18 protein-coding genes are annotated in these 16,954 nt (G+C 71.2%); 3 read left to right on the forward strand and 15 right to left on the reverse strand.

The genetic code is table 11. The features are described from left to right. Positions 1 to 60 precede the first annotated feature (60 nt). Positions 61 to 930, forward strand: coding sequence for a cyclase family protein (locus AB0M08_RS24455; protein WP_364497388.1), 870 nt, complete (start codon positions 61 to 63; stop codon positions 928 to 930). Positions 931 to 1,080: 150 nt separating this feature from the next. Here AB0M08_RS24455 and AB0M08_RS24460 read toward each other — a convergent pair whose 3' ends face one another. The 15 genes from AB0M08_RS24460 to glnT all read right to left on the reverse strand — a co-directional run bounded on the left by AB0M08_RS24460 (position 1,081) and on the right by glnT (position 15,553). Continuing rightward, a complete protein-coding gene (locus tag AB0M08_RS24460) occupies positions 1,081 to 1,422 on the reverse strand; it encodes a hypothetical protein (protein ID WP_364497390.1) in 342 nt (113 codons plus the stop codon). Positions 1,423 to 1,478: 56 nt separating this feature from the next. After that, positions 1,479 to 2,945 carry an MFS transporter gene (locus AB0M08_RS24465; protein ID WP_364497392.1) on the reverse strand — a complete coding sequence of 489 codons (1,467 nt, stop codon included), beginning with the start codon at positions 2,943 to 2,945 and terminating at the stop codon, positions 1,479 to 1,481. Further along, positions 2,932 to 3,729, reverse strand: coding sequence for an FCD domain-containing protein (locus tag AB0M08_RS24470; protein ID WP_364497395.1), 798 nt, complete (start codon positions 3,727 to 3,729; stop codon positions 2,932 to 2,934). Before AB0M08_RS24470 ends, AB0M08_RS24465 begins: the two co-directional genes overlap by 14 nt. Before the next feature lie 199 nt (positions 3,730 to 3,928). After that, complete coding sequence (locus tag AB0M08_RS24475; protein ID WP_364497397.1) at positions 3,929 to 4,084, reverse strand: hypothetical protein; 156 nt, start codon at positions 4,082 to 4,084, stop codon at positions 3,929 to 3,931. A gap of 709 nt (positions 4,085 to 4,793) precedes the next feature. Continuing rightward, complete coding sequence (locus AB0M08_RS24480) at positions 4,794 to 6,146, reverse strand: ammonium transporter (protein WP_364497400.1); 1,353 nt, start codon at positions 6,144 to 6,146, stop codon at positions 4,794 to 4,796. Between the two features lie 74 nt (positions 6,147 to 6,220). Continuing rightward, positions 6,221 to 6,877, reverse strand: coding sequence for an XRE family transcriptional regulator (locus AB0M08_RS24485; RefSeq protein ID WP_364497403.1), 657 nt, complete (start codon positions 6,875 to 6,877; stop codon positions 6,221 to 6,223). Then, positions 6,874 to 7,548, reverse strand: coding sequence for a DUF4166 domain-containing protein (locus AB0M08_RS24490; RefSeq protein ID WP_364497405.1), 675 nt, complete (start codon positions 7,546 to 7,548; stop codon positions 6,874 to 6,876). Before AB0M08_RS24490 ends, AB0M08_RS24485 begins: the two co-directional genes overlap by 4 nt. Before the next feature lie 6 nt (positions 7,549 to 7,554). Next, the gene (locus AB0M08_RS24495; protein WP_364497408.1) at positions 7,555 to 8,205 is read right to left on the reverse strand and encodes a hypothetical protein; all 651 of its coding nucleotides are present in this window, start codon (positions 8,203 to 8,205) and stop codon (positions 7,555 to 7,557) included. 111 nt (positions 8,206 to 8,316) lie between these two features. Beyond that, positions 8,317 to 8,847, reverse strand: coding sequence for a hypothetical protein (locus tag AB0M08_RS24500; RefSeq protein WP_364497411.1), 531 nt, complete (start codon positions 8,845 to 8,847; stop codon positions 8,317 to 8,319). Between the two features lie 229 nt (positions 8,848 to 9,076). Continuing rightward, positions 9,077 to 10,291, reverse strand: coding sequence for an allantoate amidohydrolase (locus AB0M08_RS24505; protein ID WP_364497413.1), 1,215 nt, complete (start codon positions 10,289 to 10,291; stop codon positions 9,077 to 9,079). Beyond that, on the reverse strand, positions 10,288 to 11,391 hold the full coding sequence (locus AB0M08_RS24510; protein ID WP_364497416.1) for an FAD-dependent oxidoreductase: 1,104 nt from the start codon (positions 11,389 to 11,391) through the stop codon (positions 10,288 to 10,290). The genes AB0M08_RS24505 and AB0M08_RS24510 overlap by 4 nt, the downstream gene beginning before the upstream one ends. Next, positions 11,388 to 12,707 carry an FMN-binding glutamate synthase family protein gene (locus AB0M08_RS24515; protein ID WP_364497419.1) on the reverse strand — a complete coding sequence of 440 codons (1,320 nt, stop codon included), beginning with the start codon at positions 12,705 to 12,707 and terminating at the stop codon, positions 11,388 to 11,390. Before AB0M08_RS24515 ends, AB0M08_RS24510 begins: the two co-directional genes overlap by 4 nt. After that, the gene (locus AB0M08_RS24520) at positions 12,707 to 13,369 is read right to left on the reverse strand and encodes a hypothetical protein (RefSeq protein ID WP_364497422.1); all 663 of its coding nucleotides are present in this window, start codon (positions 13,367 to 13,369) and stop codon (positions 12,707 to 12,709) included. Before AB0M08_RS24520 ends, AB0M08_RS24515 begins: the two co-directional genes overlap by 1 nt. After that, the gene (locus AB0M08_RS24525) at positions 13,357 to 14,136 is read right to left on the reverse strand and encodes a hypothetical protein (protein ID WP_364497425.1); all 780 of its coding nucleotides are present in this window, start codon (positions 14,134 to 14,136) and stop codon (positions 13,357 to 13,359) included. The genes AB0M08_RS24520 and AB0M08_RS24525 overlap by 13 nt, the downstream gene beginning before the upstream one ends. 100 nt (positions 14,137 to 14,236) lie before the next feature. After that, entirely contained in the window at positions 14,237 to 15,553 is a 1,317-nt protein-coding gene (gene glnT, locus AB0M08_RS24530; protein WP_364497428.1) for a type III glutamate--ammonia ligase, read from the reverse strand. A 128-nt stretch (positions 15,554 to 15,681) separates the two neighbouring features. On the opposite strand from glnT, the gene AB0M08_RS24535 reads away from it, so the two are divergent. Further along, a complete protein-coding gene (locus AB0M08_RS24535; protein WP_364497431.1) occupies positions 15,682 to 16,467 on the forward strand; it encodes a maleylpyruvate isomerase family mycothiol-dependent enzyme in 786 nt (261 codons plus the stop codon). A gap of 185 nt (positions 16,468 to 16,652) precedes the next feature. Then, the coding region (locus AB0M08_RS24540; protein WP_364497437.1) for a Clp protease N-terminal domain-containing protein at positions 16,653 to 16,954 on the forward strand (302 nt) is incomplete at its 3' end.

The raw sequence follows: 16,954 nt of genomic DNA on the forward strand, positions 1-16,954 counted from the left end.
GCACCGAACGGGCACCGGTATGGGCAGTCGGTCACCCCGGATCGGGGCGACGATCGGGGCATGACCGATTTTCCCAGCAACTGGGGCCGATGGGGCGACACCGACGAGCGCGGCGCCGTCAACCTGATCACCGACGAGGTACGGGCCCGGGGCGCCGCCGAGGCCCGTACCGGCCAGACCGTGTCGCTCGCCCGGCTGACCACCCCGTTCCCGCTGACCGGCGGCCCGTTCGCGCCGACCACGGCGTCCACCACCGCGGTGCAGACCGTGATGATCCACGCCGGGCCGGGCGTCCCCGCGATGGCCGAGGTGATGATCGTGACCACGCACCACCCGGAGGTCACCCACCTGGACGCGATGGGCCACTGGGCGGAGGGCGGCCGGGTCTACCCCGGGGTCGACGCGGCGGCGAGCTCCGGCGCCGAGGGCGTACGGCACGGCGCCGCCGACGTCTACGCCGGCGGCATCCTGACCCGCGGCGTCCTGCTCGACCTGGCACCCGGCGGGCGGCTGGACCCGGGCCACCCGGTGACCGGCGCGGACCTGGACGCGGCCGCCGACCGGGCCGGGGTCACGGTGCTGCCCGGCGACGCGCTGGTGGTCCGGGGCGGCTGGGACCGGGTCGCCGACGGCGCGCAGCCCCTGCCCGGCATGACCCTGGACGCGGTCCGCTGGATGCACGAGCACGGCGTCGCCGTCTACGCCGGTGACATCGGGGACGCCCGCCCGCCGCTGCCCGGTGAGGTGCCGGGCGCGCTGCACCGGTTCGCCCTGGGCCGCCTGGCCATCCCGCTGATCGACGGCGCGGACCCGGACGAGCTCGCGGCGACGTGCGCGCGGCTGGGCCGCTGGACGTTCCAGTTCGTGGTCGCCGCGCCCCGGATCGCCGGCACCACCGGGCTGCCGGTCAACCCCCTGGCGATCTTCTGACCCGCCGGACCGGGAAACTGCGAGTGGTTCGCCGAGGCCGTCGAGTGGCTCGGGGCACGCCTGCGGGTCGGGGCACGCCTGCGGGTCGGGCCGCTCGCGGTCGGGAGGGTGACGCCGTCTAACGGCACATCGGGCCGGCGGCACATCGCACTAGTGGCACATCGAGCCGAGGCCGAGGAAGAGGCAGCACGAGCCGGTCAGGGCGATCATCACCGCGGCGATCGCCCGGGCGAAGACGTCGGTCCCCGCACGGCCCCGGACGGTCACCGGGAGGAACTGCTCCACCAGCACCAGCAGGATCCAGCCGCCCAGCAGGAGCAGGAACTGGACTTCGTCCAGGTGGCGGAAGGTGCTCGCATTACCGGCCCCGCCGTAGTTGGAGCAGTCCTCCACCCGCAGCGCCGGACCGGCGAGCGCCAGCACCACGGCGAGCACCCCGCCGCCGACGAGGAGGGCCCAGAATCCGCTCAGCGGTGACGGGGGTTTGATCACCGGCCGACCTTAATGGGACCGCGCCATCTCACCGCGGCTCGATCAACTCGCCCGGCTCACCCGATGAGGCGGGGGCGGCCGGAGAGCCAGCCGAAAGTGATCAGGATGAGGTCCAGCACGATGATCACGGTCAACGGCAGGCTCCAGGAACCGGTGGCGTCGTGCAGGGCGCCGACCACGATCGGGCCGGCCGCCGCGACGATGTAGCCGACCGACTGCGCCATGCCGGAGAGCTGGGCGGCCTGCGTGTGGTCGACCGTACGCAAGCCGAAGAAGGAGAGGGCCAGCACGATGCTCGCGCCGCCGCCGACACCCGCCAGCGACGCCCAGATCGCGCCGTACGCCGGAAAAGCGAGAATGCCGCCGGCCGCACCGGCCAGCAGAACCGGGACGATCACGCCGAGCAGGCGCTGGTCCCGCGAGCGGTGGATCAGCGTGGAGCAGGCGATGCTGCCCGCGATGCCGAAACCGTTCAACAGCAGCTGATGTACGCCGGCGGTGGCGGCGCTCACCCCGGCGGCCGTCTCCATCGAGGGCAACCAGGTGATCAGCACGTAGTAGCCGGTGGACTGCAGCGCCATGAACGCGGTGACCTGCCACCCGAGCGCGGTCCGCCACGGACTCCGCCCGCGCCCACCGGCCAGCCCGCCCACAACCGCCCGCCCCACCGCACCCGCTCGGTCCACGCCGGAGGCCGCCGCGCTCGCACGCTCCGAATCGCCGACTCCCCCGTTCTGCAAACCGGCCGTGCCTGCGTTCGGCAGACCAGCGGCGTCCACGTTTCGCAGACCGGCGGTGTCCGCGTTTCGCAGACCGGCGGCGTCCGCGTTTCGCAGACCAGCGGTGTCCACGTTTCGCAGACCGGCGGTGTCCACGTTTCGCAGACCAGCGGTGTCCACGTTTCGCAAACCGGCGGCGGCGTCCGGGAGCGCGCCCCGGAGCTGTGGGAGCATCGCGCCGAGGGCGATCAGCGCCAGGCCGGACCACATCGCCAACGGCAGCCGCCAGCCGAGCGCGGTCAGGCCCGCGACCGGCACGGCGGCACCGGCCGCGATCGCCGCGAACGAGGACTGCACCGCCGAATAGGTACCGGTGATCTGCCCGATCCGGTGCGGAAAGTCCCGCTTGACCAGGGCAGGAAGCATCACATTGAGTACGGCGATCGCCATGCCGAGCAACCCGGTGCCCAGCCAGAGCAGCGGTTGCCCGGGAAGCGAGCGGACCACCAGCCCGACGGCGAGCACGACGAGGCCACCGGCGAGCGCGCGTTCCAGCCCGAGACTGCGGGCCAGCGCGGGCGCAAACGGGGAGACCACGGCGAACGCGACCAGCGGCAGGCTGATCAGCGCGGACGCGGTCAGCGAGGAGAGGCCCAGCTCGCGCTGCAGCTCCTCGATGACCGGCCCGACCGTGGTGATGCCGGCCCGCAGGTTGCCCGCGACGAGCAGCAGACCGGTAAGGATCAGCGCGGGGCTGAGGGTTCGGGCGGCACTCCCACCGACGGCACGATCAGTCACGGTCATCGGCGGTGTCTCCGTCATCAGGAACGCCCGTGTCGGTAACGCCCGTGCCAATAGCGCCCGCTTCCACGGCCACGGGAGAGCCGACAGCGCGAGCAGCGGCGCGGTCGGCGATCTCGTGGGCGAGGCGGGCGGTGCGCTCCGCCGCGTCGGCGGCGGCGTCCGGGTCACCGGCGGTGACGGCATCGACGATCGCGGCGTGGGCGGCGTCGATCTCGGTCAGCCTCGGTAGCGCCGCCGGGAAGTCGAGGTCCGGTGAGTTCAGGTGTTCGAGGGCCTGCTCGTTCCCGCCGGTGCCGCGATACAGCTCCGCGAGCAGCGCGTTCCCGGAACACTCCAGCAGCAGCCGGTGGAACCCGATGTCCGCCGCCGCGTACGACGGCCCGTCGGTCGCCGCCGCGCGCGCCGCGAACGCCTCGGCCAGCGCGACCCGCTGCTCGGGAGTCGCCCGGATCGCCGCGAGGCGGGCACCCTCGCGCTCCAGCAGCAGCCGAACCTCGGCAACGTCGGTGGCCCGGTCGTGCTCCAGCCGCCGGGCGAGCACCGGCGCGAGATCGCTGGTCGCCACCACGAAGGTCCCGTACCCCGCCCGGGCCCCGAGCAGCCCGGCGTGCACCAGCGAGCGCAGCCCCTCACGAACGCTGTTCCGGCTGACCCCCAGCTCACGGGTCAGCTCGGCCTCGGTGGGCAGGAGCGCACCGACCGGGAACTCCCCGGCGACGATGCGCCCGCGGATCTGGGCGGCCACCTGTTCCGACAGCGGAACGTTGGGACTCAAGCGCGGCATGCCCCCACCGTAGCCTTCAGCCAATTGTCGGACAATAGGACTGAGCAGGGCGGAGTGTGCACTGCGCCTCAGGAAAACACGCGCTTCAGGGACGCACGCGCCTCAGGGACGCACGCGCCTCAGGGACGCACGCGCCTCGGGGATAGATACGCCGAAGCGGGCGCCGGAACGTCACGGCACCCGCTTCGATCAGGCTCGATCAGAACCAGACTTTTCTACCGCCGACCGGCCGGCCGACAGCACCGAGGATCCAGAGCACCGCACCGACGATCAGAAGAATGACGCCGATCGTGTACAGGATGGATACGTGCAGAAGGTATCCCAGCAGCAACAGGATCAGTCCAACAACGAGCATCGCTTCTCTCCGTCCGTCCGCGGGAATCCCCGCCGACCGCCTGATACCCAATGCCCCTCGCGAGCAATCCTCGCCAATCCCGCCCCGCTCCCCAGCACTCCGCCCCACCCCGGCACCACGCCCCGGCACGCCCCGCCCCGGCACCACGCCACGCCCCGGCACGCCCGGACCCGGACCCGGTCCCGGACCCGGACTCGCCCCCGAACCCGGCTGGCGATCTTGGCAAAGGCAACGCGCCGGAGAGGGGGCCCACCCCAATACCGGGGGAATCCCCCATCCCAACAGGCATCCTGCCCGAAAACCAGTGATCTTGACGGCCCGCCTGTGGACAACCCCGTGTCGAGGCGAGAACACGAACACGCATCGACGCGACCAGGGCGCAGGGCCCGACCGAAATTGACCAGCAGAATCACGGGTGACCCTGCTGATCAAATCTGAACCGGCCGGGCAGCACCCCGCGGGCAGTGAACTGGCGGCCCAGGGAGCCCCGGCCGGTCGGCTGGCGTTCACGGGTCAATCGGACTGCCCGACACACCCCGGACCACCAGCCAACCACCCTGAGACACCCCGGAACGCCAGCCCACCACCCACGGGCACCCCGGAACGCCAGCCGACCGGCCGAGGTACCCCGGAACGCCGCCGGCTCACCATCCGCGAGCGCCGCCCGAACGGTCCACAACCGAACCCTGGCCGACGCAGCCGGAGACGGTCAGCTCGATGCGGGTGTGCTCGTCGGCGCGGCCTCGGCGGTCAGCTTCTCGGCCGAGGCGATCACCGCCTCAGGCGTCGGGCCGGTGCCGGGAGCGTGTGCCTTGCCCTCCAGGTCGTACGCGAGCTCCGCATGCTCAACGACGTCGATGCCCGCGGCCTCCTTCTCCGGTGACAACCGGAGGCCGATGGTCTTCTGCAGTACGACGGCGATCAGCAGACTGACCACGAAGGAGTACCCGAGCACCGCGAACGCCGCGATCGCCTGCTTGCCGAGCAGCCCGAACCCGCCGCCGTAGAACAGGCCGGACTGGCCGCTCGGCGCCTCGTCGGTGCCGAAGAAGCCGACCAGCAGCGTGCCGAGCAGGCCGCCGACCAGGTGCACGCCGATCACGTCGAGCGAGTCGTCGTAGCCGAGCCGGTACTTCAGCGAGATGGCGAGCGGGCAGACCACGCCGGCGATGGCACCGACCGCGAACGCGCCCATCGGGGTGACCGCGCCGCAGGACGGGGTGATCGCGACCAGGCCGGCGATCGCACCGGACATCGCGCCGAGCGTGGTGGCGTGCCCGTCCCGGAACCGCTCGACGACCAGCCAGGCCAGCATCGCCGCGCAGGTGGCGTTGAACGTGGTCAGCATGACGACCGAGGCGGCGTTCCCGGCCGCGAGCGCCGAGCCGCCGTTGAAGCCGAACCAGCCGAACCAGAGGATGCCGGCGCCGGCGGCGACCAGCGGCAGGTTGTTCGGCCGGGCCTGCTTGGGCCAGCCGGTGCGCTTGCCGACCACCAGGATCACGGCGAGGGCGCCGATACCGGCGTTGATGTGTACGGCCGTGCCACCGGCGAAGTCGACCGCGCCGAGCTTGTTGGCGATCCAGCCGCCGGTGACGCTGCCGTCCGCGGAGTCGAACGCGAACACCCAGTGCGCGACCGGGAAGTAGACCAGCGTCGCCCAGAGCCCGGAGAAGAGCAGCCACGGCCCGAACCGCACCCGGTCCGAGATGGCCCCGGCGATCAGCGCGGTCGTGATCACCGCGAACAGCGCCTGGAAGATCGCGACGGCCGCCGGGGGCAGCGTCGCGGTGTCGTCCCCGGCGACGAGATCACCGAGTCCCATGTGCTCGGTGATGTTGCCGAGAAGGCCGAGTCCACCGTACGAGTCCCCGAACGCCATCGAGAACCCGTAGAACGTCCAGAGCACGCCGACCACGGCGACCGCCCCGAACACCATCATGATCATGTTGAGTACGGACTTCGACCCGACCATGCCCCCGTAGAAGAGGGCGAGGCCGGGAATCATGAGCGCGACAGCCATGCTGCTCGCGAGGATGAATGCGGTGCTTCCGACGTCCAAGGGGGAGATCCTTCGTCTACTGGGAGTGTCCGCTGTTTGACGGCAGTAAACAGAGGGAGTGTTACCCCTGGATATCAGCGGTGCGGCGCGACCGTGTCGGGGAAGGCGATGACCGAGAGGAAGCGGATCGGGAGCTGGATCAGGTCGGCCGGGCCGTGCGCGCCCTCGCCGTCCATCTGCAGCGAGTCGCCGGGGGTGAGGCGGTGGACCGAGCGGCCGTGGGCGTAGTCCATCACGCCCTCCAGCATGTAGATGAACTCGGTGCCCGGGTGCTGGAAGAGCGGGTACGTCTCGCTCTTCACGGTCAGCGTGACGTGCAGGCACTCCAGCCGGCGGTGCTCGCCGCGCAGCGAGCCGAGCAGGTGGTACTCGTGCCCGGCCTGCGACCCGTCCCGGACGATCGCCGTGCCGCCACCGGCCGGGACGAACGAGGACGGGCGCTCCTTCTCCGCGCCGCGGAACAGGCTGGTCACCGGCACGTCCAGGCCACCGGCGAGCGCGGCCAGGGTGCCGAGGCTGCACGAGGTCTGGGCATTCTCGATCTTCGAGAGCATCGCCTTGGAGATGCCGACCCGGGTGGCCAACTCGGCGACCGTGAGCCCGTGCTGGTTGCGCAGTTCGCGCACGTTGCGGCCGATCGCCACCTCCAGATCGACCGCGCCGAGGGGCTCGCCGGCCGCCCTCTCGCGAGCGGTACCGGCGTCGTTGCGGAGCAGGGGGCTGTCGGTCACGGAGCAACACTAGTTTCCCGCAGCGGCCGGACCGCCGCGGGCACCGGACTCCCCGCCTCGACATAGCGGGCGGCGAAGCTGCCGTGATAGCCGAAGAGCGGCCCGAACCGCCGATGAGAAACGGTCACCCGAATCCGGAACCGCTCGGCGCGCTCGTCCCACGACTCGCGCACCTCGGCGTCACCGCGGATCAGCGACGGGCATCCCACGCCACCACGGAAGGCCTGCGCCCCGCTGCGGATCCGCAGGCTCCCATCGGGGAGAGCCGTCACGTCCAGGTCGACCGCGAGGTGCTGGGTCGTCCCGAGATAGTCGACGAGCACCTCGCGCGCCGGGTCGTAGACCATCGTCGCGTCGAACCGGCGCCGCCGATGCGGCCGTACCTGAAAAGTCCGGACGAACGTTAGGGTGGGCCGCCCGAAGGTGTCCCGATAGGCATAGTTCTCAATGCTGAACGGGATGTCATTTCCGGTCTCCGGGAACAGGATGTGCCGCAGCGTCCCGACGTGCAGGAACGGCACGGTGAACGCCGGCCCGCGCCACACCCGGTCCATCACCCCGGTCCCCACGCAGCCCTGGTCCCGCTCCCCGTCGACACCGAACCGCCGCTGCAGCCGCGGGTGCAGCCGCCCGAAGTCGTCGCCGAGCGCACGTTCGAACACCGAGGTCATCGCTGGTCACCCTTTCCCGGGCTTGCGTCGGCACCGTCGTGCCGACGGCGTGTGCGGGTGCTTGGGTACGCCGAAAGCCAGCAGAACCGCCGCCACCACGATCACCGGATGCCCACTCAGAGCGACGGCGGCGATCACGACCACCGAGCGCGACAGCACCTCGACCACGGCATGCCACCGGGCTCGCTCCGGCGGGACACCGTCCTCGAGCCAGAGGCGCAGCCGGTCGAACGACCACGCGGTCGCCCACCCGAACACCGGCCCGAAGACGAGATCGACCGCGCGCCCCACGATCCCCCACCGGGTGCGGTAGGCGTACCCGGTGAGGAAGCGCACCCCGCCACTGACCGGAACGTATCGCCAGTAGCCGGACCCCTCCTCGATCGGCGACCGCAGGTCGCTGGAGCCGAAGCGCAGCGCCGACACCGCCTCACCCCCGGCCGTCCGGCGCTCCCCGCTGTGCACACCGCGCCCGGCGATCTCCACCCCGGGCAGCACCGCCGTCGCATAGGTGAACGCCGCCGGTTCACTGCCGGGCACCGCGTCGATACGCCCGAACCGGACATCCCACCGCGCGTGCTCCCGATGATCCTGGGTCAGTTCCCAGACACGTTCCAGCGGCACCGCGATGGTCGTCTCGACATAGATCCTGGCCACAACACCCCTCCCCGAACAGGTTTGAGCGACCGCTCAAACCTAGCAGTTTTAAGCGATCGCTCAAAACCCTGAACGGCCGGCCCCGCAGCCGTCGGGATCAGCAGCCCACGCTCACCCGCGCGGGCCGGTCCTCTCGTCGTAGCGGGTGAAGTCGTAGCGGGTGAAGTCGTAGCGGGTGAAACCGGGTAGGACCGCGGCGAGCAGGCCGACCGCGCCGGTGCAGAGCAGGCCGCCGGAGACGATGGCGCCGCGCAGGCCGATCGCGGCCGCCATGCCGCCGGCCCGCAGCTGTCCCAGGGTCGGGCCGACCGAGAAGGACAACAGCTCGATGCCCCCGAGGCGCCCCCGGAAGTTGTCGGGAACGGTCTGGTTCCAGATCGTCTGCCGGAACAGGCCGCTGACCATGTCGGCGCCACCCGCCACGACCAGCAGGGCCAGGGCGAGCGCCACGTCGCCGGTCAGGCCGAACCCGGCGACGGCGAGTCCCCAGATCCCGGCGGCGATCAGGACCGCCAACCCGTGGCGATGCACCTGCCCGATCCAGGCGCTGGTCAGCGACACCAGCAGCGCTCCGACCGACATCGCCGAGTAGAGCAGCCCGAGGGACCAGGAAGCGCCCATCGACCCGATCTGCCACCGCATGCCCTGCACCGCATGCCCTGCACGGCGTCCCCCACGGGGAACGTCCGGCCCTCGTCAGAAACGGACGATCAGAAGCCCACACGGGCCCTGCGCACTGTGGTGGGGAGGCGTCACTCCTTGCCGGTCCAACGGTTCGACTCAGCGAAACCTACGCCAAGCGAGGTGCGGGCTGGCGCTCAGGGCCGCCTCAAGGGCTCCGAGGCACCCCTGAGCGCCGGCCAAGAGCGGGTCAGGTCAGCAGGCCGGCCAGGCAGGTGGCCAGGGCGGCGGCGCCCTCGTCGGCGTCGGTGGGCTCGACGTATTCCTCGGGGGCGTGCGACACGCCGGTCGGGTTGCGGACGAAGAGCATGGCGGTGGGCAGGTGGTCGCCGAGGATGCCCGCGTCATGGCCCGCGCCGGTGCCGAGCACGGGAGCGCTCGGCAAGTATGAACACAACCGGTCACGCAGACCGGCATCGAAGGTCACCGTAGGGCTGAAGGACTCCTCGGTCACCGTGGCCGTGCACTGCTCGGCGGCGGCCAGGTCGTGGGCGGCCGCGGAGATCTGGGCGACCAGGGACGCGGTCACCTCGTCGGCGGGGTGACGCACGTCGAGCCAGATGTCGACGCGGGAGGCGACCACGTTGGTGCCGCCGGGGATCGGCTGGAGACGCCCGACCGTCGCGCGCGCATCCGGGATCTTGCGGGCCAGATCGCGGACGGCGACCACGATCGCGGCCGCGGCCACCATCGGGTCGCGCCGGTCGGCCATCAGCGTGGTGCCCGCGTGGTTGCCCTGGCCGCGCAGCGTGATCCGCCAGCGCCCGTGGCCCAGGATCGCGTCGCCGACGGCGACCGGCTGGCCGAGATCGATCAGCCCGCGGCCCTGCTCGACGTGCAGTTCGACGAAGGCGCCGATCGCGCCCAGCCGGGCCGGGTCGGGTCCGATGTGCCGGGGATCGATTCCGGACTTCGTGAGCGCCGCAGCGTAGGTGATGCCGTCGGCGTCGGTGAGACCGCGTGCCCGATCCGGAGAGATCGCCCCGCTCATCAGGCGGGAGCCGAGACAGGCGACGCCGAAGCGCGCCCCTTCCTCCTCGGGGAAGACCACGATGGCGAAGGGCTTGCTGCCCAGGGTTCCGCTTTCGGTCATTCTGTCGTACGCAGACAGGGCCGAAGCGACCCCGAGCGGGCCGTCGAACGCGCCCCCACCAGGGACGGAGTCCAGATGGCTCCCGGTGACGACGGCGCCCTCACGTGATCCGCCGGGGCCGTACCGCCACGCCCAGATCGCGCCGTTGCGATCGGTCTCCACGTCGAGGGACCTGCGCGAAGCCTCGGCGACGAACCATTCCCGCAGCGTCATCTCGGCCGTGCCGAGCACGAAACGGCTGTAGCCGCCCCGGGCCGGATCCCGCCCGACGTCGGCGATGTCCGCGAGCAACGAGGGAACCGACGCGATCATGAAAGCCCCTGAGAGAGTCGGAAACGGTCAGCGGGAGCGGCCACACCGAGCGCCGAGTCGGCCACGATCGTGCCGAGCAGCGGGGCGAACTTGGCGCCGTGCCCGGAGCAGGGCGAGGCCACGGTGATCGCGCCGACGGTGTCGATGAGGAAGTCCTCGGTCGGCGTGGTGGTGAAGACGCAGGTGGTCTCGGCATAGGGTTCGGGAATCAGGCCGGGCAGAAAGCGAGAAACGTATTCCACGACCCGTTCCCGGTTGCGCGGGTCCACGACGCCGTCGTTGAAGGCCGAGCTCGGGATCGATGGGCCGGCGCTGTATTCGGCGAGCTTCTGCCCACGAAAGCCAGCGTCCCGCCCGCCCGGCAGGCTATAGGTCATGATGTCGGCCCCCTTGTGGATGAACGTGGGCCATTCCGCAACGGGATCCCGGTAGGGGAAGTGATACGCCTGCTCTTTCCGGATCCGCAGCGGCGGTAGCGAGAACGGGAGTTCGAGTGAGGGCAGCCATCCCCCGGCCGCGACGACCACGTGATCGACGGTGAGCATCTCGCCGTCGGCCGAGCGGAGCGCGACGCGGCCGCCCGTTTCGACCAGGCCGGTGAGAGTCCAGTCCGTGTGGACGGTCGCCCCGGCGGCGCGGGCCAGCGCGACCATGGCGAGCACCGCACGCTCCGCGTCGATCACCCCGGCGCCGGGGTGCCAGAGGACCGGTCCGTCGCCGGTGCGGATTCCCGGCCACCGTTGAGCGGCAGCCGAAGCCGACAGCAGTTCGTGCTCGACACCGACGGCGGCGAGAACGGAGGCCAGGGCGGCGGGGTCGCGGACCGACCCGAAATCCAGCGAGCCGGTCGGGCGGATGAACTGTTCTCCGGCCGCCCCGGCCAACTCGTCCCAATGGGACCGCGACTCGGCTACCAACCGTACATGAAAAGGGTCGGGATAAGCGTGACGGAAAATCCTGGCGGAACCGTGCGAGCTGCCCTGCGCATGGGCGGGCGCAGCCCGCTCCAGAAGTGTGACCGCGACGCCCCGCTGCGCCAATCGCCAGGCCGTCGCGGCGCCGGTGAGACCGGCGCCGACGACCGCGACCGAGCGAATCACAGGCCCGACCCGGGGATCCAGGACGTGCCCGCGAGCGGCACCCGGGCCATCGCGGCGGCCTCGATGGTGACCGCGACCAGGTCCTCCGGCTCCAGGTGGGTGACGTGCGCCTTGCCGCAGGCGCGCGCGATGGTCTGCGCCTCCATGGTGAGGACGCGCAGGTAGTTGGCGAGACGGCGGCCCGCCTCGACCGGATCGAGGCGCGCGGACAGCGTCGGGTCCTGCGTGGTGATGCCCGCCGGGTCGCGACCGTCCTGGAAGTCGTCGTAGAAGCCGGCGGCCGAGCCGAGCGCCTCGTATTCGGCCTGGTAGCGCGGGTCGTTGTCGCCGAGAGCGATCAGTGCGGCGGTGCCGATCGCGACCGCGTCCGCGCCGAGCGCCAGGGCCTTGGCGACGTCGGCGCCGGAGCGGATGCCGCCGGAGACGATCAGCTGGACGCCCTCCGGGCCCTGCCGGTGCACGCCGAGCTCCTGCAGCGCCTGCACGGCCTGGGGCAGCGCGGCGAGCGTCGGGATGCCCACGTGCTCGATGAAGACGTCCTGGGTGGCGGCGGTCCCGCCCTGCATCCCGTCGACCACCACCACGTCCGCGCCGGCGTGCACGGCGAGCTTGACGTCGTAGTACGTCCGGCTGGCACCCACCTTCACGTAGATCGGCTTCTCGTGGTCGGTGATCTCCCGCAGCTCCTGGATCTTGATGGTGAGGTCGTCCGGGCCGGTCCAGTCCGGGTGCCGGCACGCGCTGCGCTGATCGATGCCCTGTGGCAGCGTGCGCATCGCCGCCACCCGCGCGTTGATCTTCTGGCCGAGCAGCATCCCGCCGCCGCCCGGCTTCGCGCCCTGTCCGAGAACGATCTCGATGGCGTCGGCGCGGCGCAGGTCGTCGGGGTTCATCCCGTACCGGGACGGCAGGTACTGGTAGACGAGGTGCTTGGACTGACCGCGCTCCTCCGGCGTCATCCCGCCGTCGCCGGTGGTGGTCGACGTGCCGACCTCGGACGCGCCGCGCCCGAGCGCCTCCTTGGCCTGCGCGGAGAGCGCCCCGAAGCTCATCCCGGCGATCGTCACCGGGATGTCCAGGTGCAGCGGGAACTCGGCGTGGCGTCCACCGAGGACCACGTCGGTGCCGCAGGACTCCCGGTACCCCTCCAGGGGGTAGCGGGACATGCTCGCGCCGAGGAAGAGCAGGTCGTCGAAGTGCGGCAGGGAACGCTTCGCGCCCCAGCCGCGGATGTCGTAGACGCCGGTCGCCGCCGCGCGCTGGATCTCGTGGATGGTGGCCCGGTTGAAGGTGGCCGACTCGCGCAGATGACTCATCAGTACTCGTTTCCCGCGTGGAAGTGGTAGAGCTGCCGGGCCGAGCCGTACCGCGTGTAGTCCGCGGTGTCGTCGTCCGGGAATCCCGCCCGGTCGAGCAGGTCGCGCAGCTCCTTGTGGTGCTCCTCGCCCATCTGCTTGGCGACGCAGTCCGCGCCGAGCGAGGCGACGGCGCCCTTGACGTAGATCCGGGCCTCGTAGACGGAGTCGCCGAGCGCCTCCCCCGCGTCGCCGCGGACCACGAGCCGCCCGGCCTGGGCCATGAACGCGCTCATGTGGCCGATGCTCCCGCCGACCACGATGTCGGCGCCCTTCATCGAGATGCCGCAGCGGGCCGCCGCGTCGCCGGTGATGACGAGCAGGCCGCCGTGTGCGGTCGCGCCGGCCGACTGGGAGGCGTTGCCGTTGACCCGGACCGAGCCGCTCATCATGTTCTCGGCGACGCCGACACCCGCGTTGCCGTTGATGGTGACGTCGGCGAGCTGGTTCATCCCGGCCGCGTAGTAGCCGCAGTGTCCGTCGATGGTCACCTGGAGCGGGGTCTTGAGCCCGGCGGCGACACTGTGTTTCCCGTTGGGTTCGGTGATCGTCACCGTTCCGGATTCCAGGCGGTGCAGGGCCCGGTTGACCCCTTTGTCCATCGTGAAGATCAGCGAGTCCATGCGTAGATCCGTTCCGGCTCGGGTTCGAAGATGCGGGCCCGCTCGATGCCGGGCAGCCCGACCAGCGCGCGGTACTCGGAGGCCATCGCCACCCAGTCGCCGGTCTCCGCGATCACCGCGGGCTTGCAGGCGATCGCGTCCCGGACCACGGCGAACGAGTCCCGGTTCGAGACCAGCAGCGTGTAGAAGCCGTCGAACTCGGCGCAGAGGCTCTTCAGCGCGCTCTCCACGTCGAGCCCGTCGGCGAGCGCCTGCGCGACGAAGCGGGCACCGACCTCGGTGTCGTTCTCACTGTCGAAGATCACGCCCTTCGCCCGCAGGTGGCGCCGGATGGTGGCGTGGTTGCTGAACGAGCCGTTGTGCACCAGGCACTGGTCCGGTCCGACGGCGTAGGGATGCGCTCCGGAGGGCGTCACGGCCGACTCGGTCGCCATCCGGGTGTGCCCGACCCCCTGCCACCCCTGCGCCCGCTCCAGCTGAAACGTCGCGGCCAGCTCGCGGGGATGCCCCACGCCCTTGAGGACGGTGAGATCCTCACCGAAACCGGCCACCAGAGCATCGGGCATCTTTTCCCGTACGGCCTGAAGAAGCGCGTCGACCGCCATCGGGGCGTGCACGATCTGGGTCTCCCCCAGGTCGATGACGGTCGCCCCCTCGATCGGTGGAACCGCGGTGGCCAGCACCGTCACCGTCGCGTGCCCCGGCGGGGACCAGACCGGGTCGCCGTAGACGGCCACGCCCGCCGAGTCGGCGCCGCGCTCGGACATCTCGCAGAGCATCCCGGTGAGCAGCTCGCCCAGCCTCGGGTATAAATCCCGATTTCTCAAATGTAGCCCGACAATTCCACACATATCTCGGTAAATCCCTTCAGAACGCCTGGAGGTACTGGTTGATCTCCCAGGGCGACACGGCGCTGTGCCAGGCGAAGAACTCATCCCGCTTGAGCTGGGCGAAGTAGGCGGCCACACCCCCACCGGCGGCGTCCAGCACCCCGGTGAGCAGGTCGTCGGCCTCGAAGGCCTGGATCGCGTCGAGGAGGGTGAGCGGCAGCGCGTCGCCCTTGGACTCGCCGCTGCCGGGCGCGCCGGGGTCGAGTCCACGGGCGATGCCGTCCAGCCCCGCGCCGAGCGCCGCCGCGATCGCCAGGTACGGGTTCGCCGAGCCGTCCCCGCCGCGCAGCTCCACCCGCTGGTCGTCGGGCACCCGGACGTAGTGGGTGCGGTCGTTGCCGCCGTAGGTGGCGTACCGCGGGGACCAGGACGCGCCGGAGGAGGTGGCGACCGCGCCGGTCCGCTTGTACGAGTTGACCGTCGGCGCGAGCAGGGCCTGGAGCGCGCAGGCGTGCTCCAGCACCCCGGCGACGAAGGCGTAGGCGGTCGGCGACAGGCCCAGCCCGCGGTCGTCCCCGCCCGCCGGGAACACCCGGTCGTCGCCGCTGGTCAGCGACATGTGCAGGTGCAGGCCGTTGCCGGTCCGGTCGGCGAACGGCTTCGGCATGAAGGTCGCCGTCATCCCGCGCCGCTCGGCGAGCATGGTCAGCAGGTAGCGCAGGGTGATCACGCGGTCGGCCGTGGTCAGCGCGTCGGCGTACGCGAAATTCTGTTCGAACTGGCCGTTGCCGTCCTCGTGGTCGTTGGCGTAGTTGCCCCAGCCGAGGTCGTTCATCGCGGTCGAGACGGCGGTGAGGTGCTCGTACATCCGGGTAACGCCGCGCGCGTCGTAGCAGGGCTGCGCGGCGGTGTCGTGCGCGTCGGCGGGGCGCAGGCCACCGTCGCCGTCCCGTTCGACCAGGAAGTACTCCACCTCGGCGCCGACCCAGGGCCGATAGCCGGCCTCGGCGGCGCGGGCCAGCATCGCCTTGAGGATCACCCGGGGCGCGTACCTCCAGGGCACGCCGCCGACGTGCGGGTCACAGTGCACGATCGCCAGGCCCGGCTTGAGGAACGGCACCGGCGTGAACGAGGAGGGGTCCGGGACGGCCATCAGGTCCGGGTCCTTCGGCTGCTGGCCGATCGCGCCGACGGCGTACCCCGCGAAGCCGACCCCCTCCGTGGCCAGCGCCTCGATCGCCTCGACCGGCACCAGCTTCGCGCAGGGCTTGCCGCGCAGGTCGACGAAGAGCGCCAGGACGAACCGCGTCCCGCTCTCCTCGGCGAGCCGCGCCAACTCCGATGCCTGTGACACGTGACCTCCCCAGATGATTCTTCACAAGAAACTCCGTTTCACAAGAGTGAACCGAGTCTCTGTTACGGAACGACGCGCGCCGCGTTACAGCCGCGGTGCCGTAGTCCGCCGGATCTAGGGTGTAAGGCATGACTTCCCTTGCCAGCCGTACCGTTGCCGCGCTGCGTAGTGAGCACGACAGCCTCGCGGCTCTCGTACCGGCCCTCTCCGCCGAGCAGCTGACCGGCACGTCCGCCGCCTCCGCCTGGACGGTCGCCGACGTCCTGTCGCACCTCGGCAGCGGTGCCGAGATCACCCTGGCCGGCTTCCGCGCCGCGACCGGCGAGTCCGCGGCCCCCGGCCCGGACTTCAACCAGGGCGTGTGGGACCACTGGAACGCGCTGAGCCCGCAGGACCAGGCCACCGGCTCCATCGAGTCCGACGAGGCGCTGGTCACCGCCCTCTCCGCGGTGCCGGACGCCCGTCACGACGAGCTGCGGGTCAAGACCTTCCTGCCCGAGCCGGTCCCGTTCGCGTCCTTCGCCGCCCTCCGCCTGAGCGAGACGGCCCACCACGGCTGGGACGTCCGCGCCGGCCTCGACCCGTCGGCCACCCTGCCCGACGAGTCCGCCGCGGTCCTGGCCGAGCACCTGAGCGGCGGCCTGGCCTTCCTGCTCGGCTTCATCGGCAAGCCGAAGGAGGCCGCCGAGCCCGCCGTCGTCGAGATCACCGGCACGCCGTACCGCATCACCATCGACGACTCGACCCGCCTGACCACCGAGCCCCTGCCCGCCACGGCCACCTACTCCGGCTCCCTGGAGTCGGCCCTGCGCCTGCTCTACGGCCGCCTCGCCCCCGAGCACACCCCCGACGACCTCACGGTCACCGGAAACATCACCCTCGACACCCTGCGCGCGGTCTTCCCCGGCTTCTGATGTGGATGAGGTGCGGGTAGGATTCTGGTTCTCGGCAGAGCGCCTGCCCGCGCCACCAATGGCTGCCCACGTCGACCATGAGACGTGGCCAAGAGTCTCCGACTCAGCGCAGTGAATCCCGCACGGCCGACGTGTGCCGTCCGTCTAACTGGGCAGCGTGGGTGTCCGTTGAGGACGTGATGGGCATGTTCGAGAGGTTCACCGATCGGGCGCGCCGGGTGGTTGTCCTGGCGCAGGAGGAAGCCCGGATGCTCAACCACAACTACATCGGGACCGAGCACGTGCTGCTCGGGCTCATCCACGAGGGCGAGGGCGTCGCGGCGAAGGCGCTGGAGAGCCTGGGCATCTCCCTCGAAGCGGTCCGCCAGCAGGTCGAGGAGATCATCGGGCACGGGCAGCAGGCGCCGAGCGGGCACATCCCGTTCACGCCGCGGGCGAAGAAGGTGCTGGAGCTCTCCCTGCGGGAGGCGCTGCAGCTCGGGCACAA

Origin of the sequence: Actinoplanes sp. NPDC051851 (assembly GCF_040681165.1) — a bacterium.
In the GTDB taxonomy this organism is placed as follows: domain Bacteria; phylum Actinomycetota; class Actinomycetes; order Mycobacteriales; family Micromonosporaceae; genus Actinoplanes.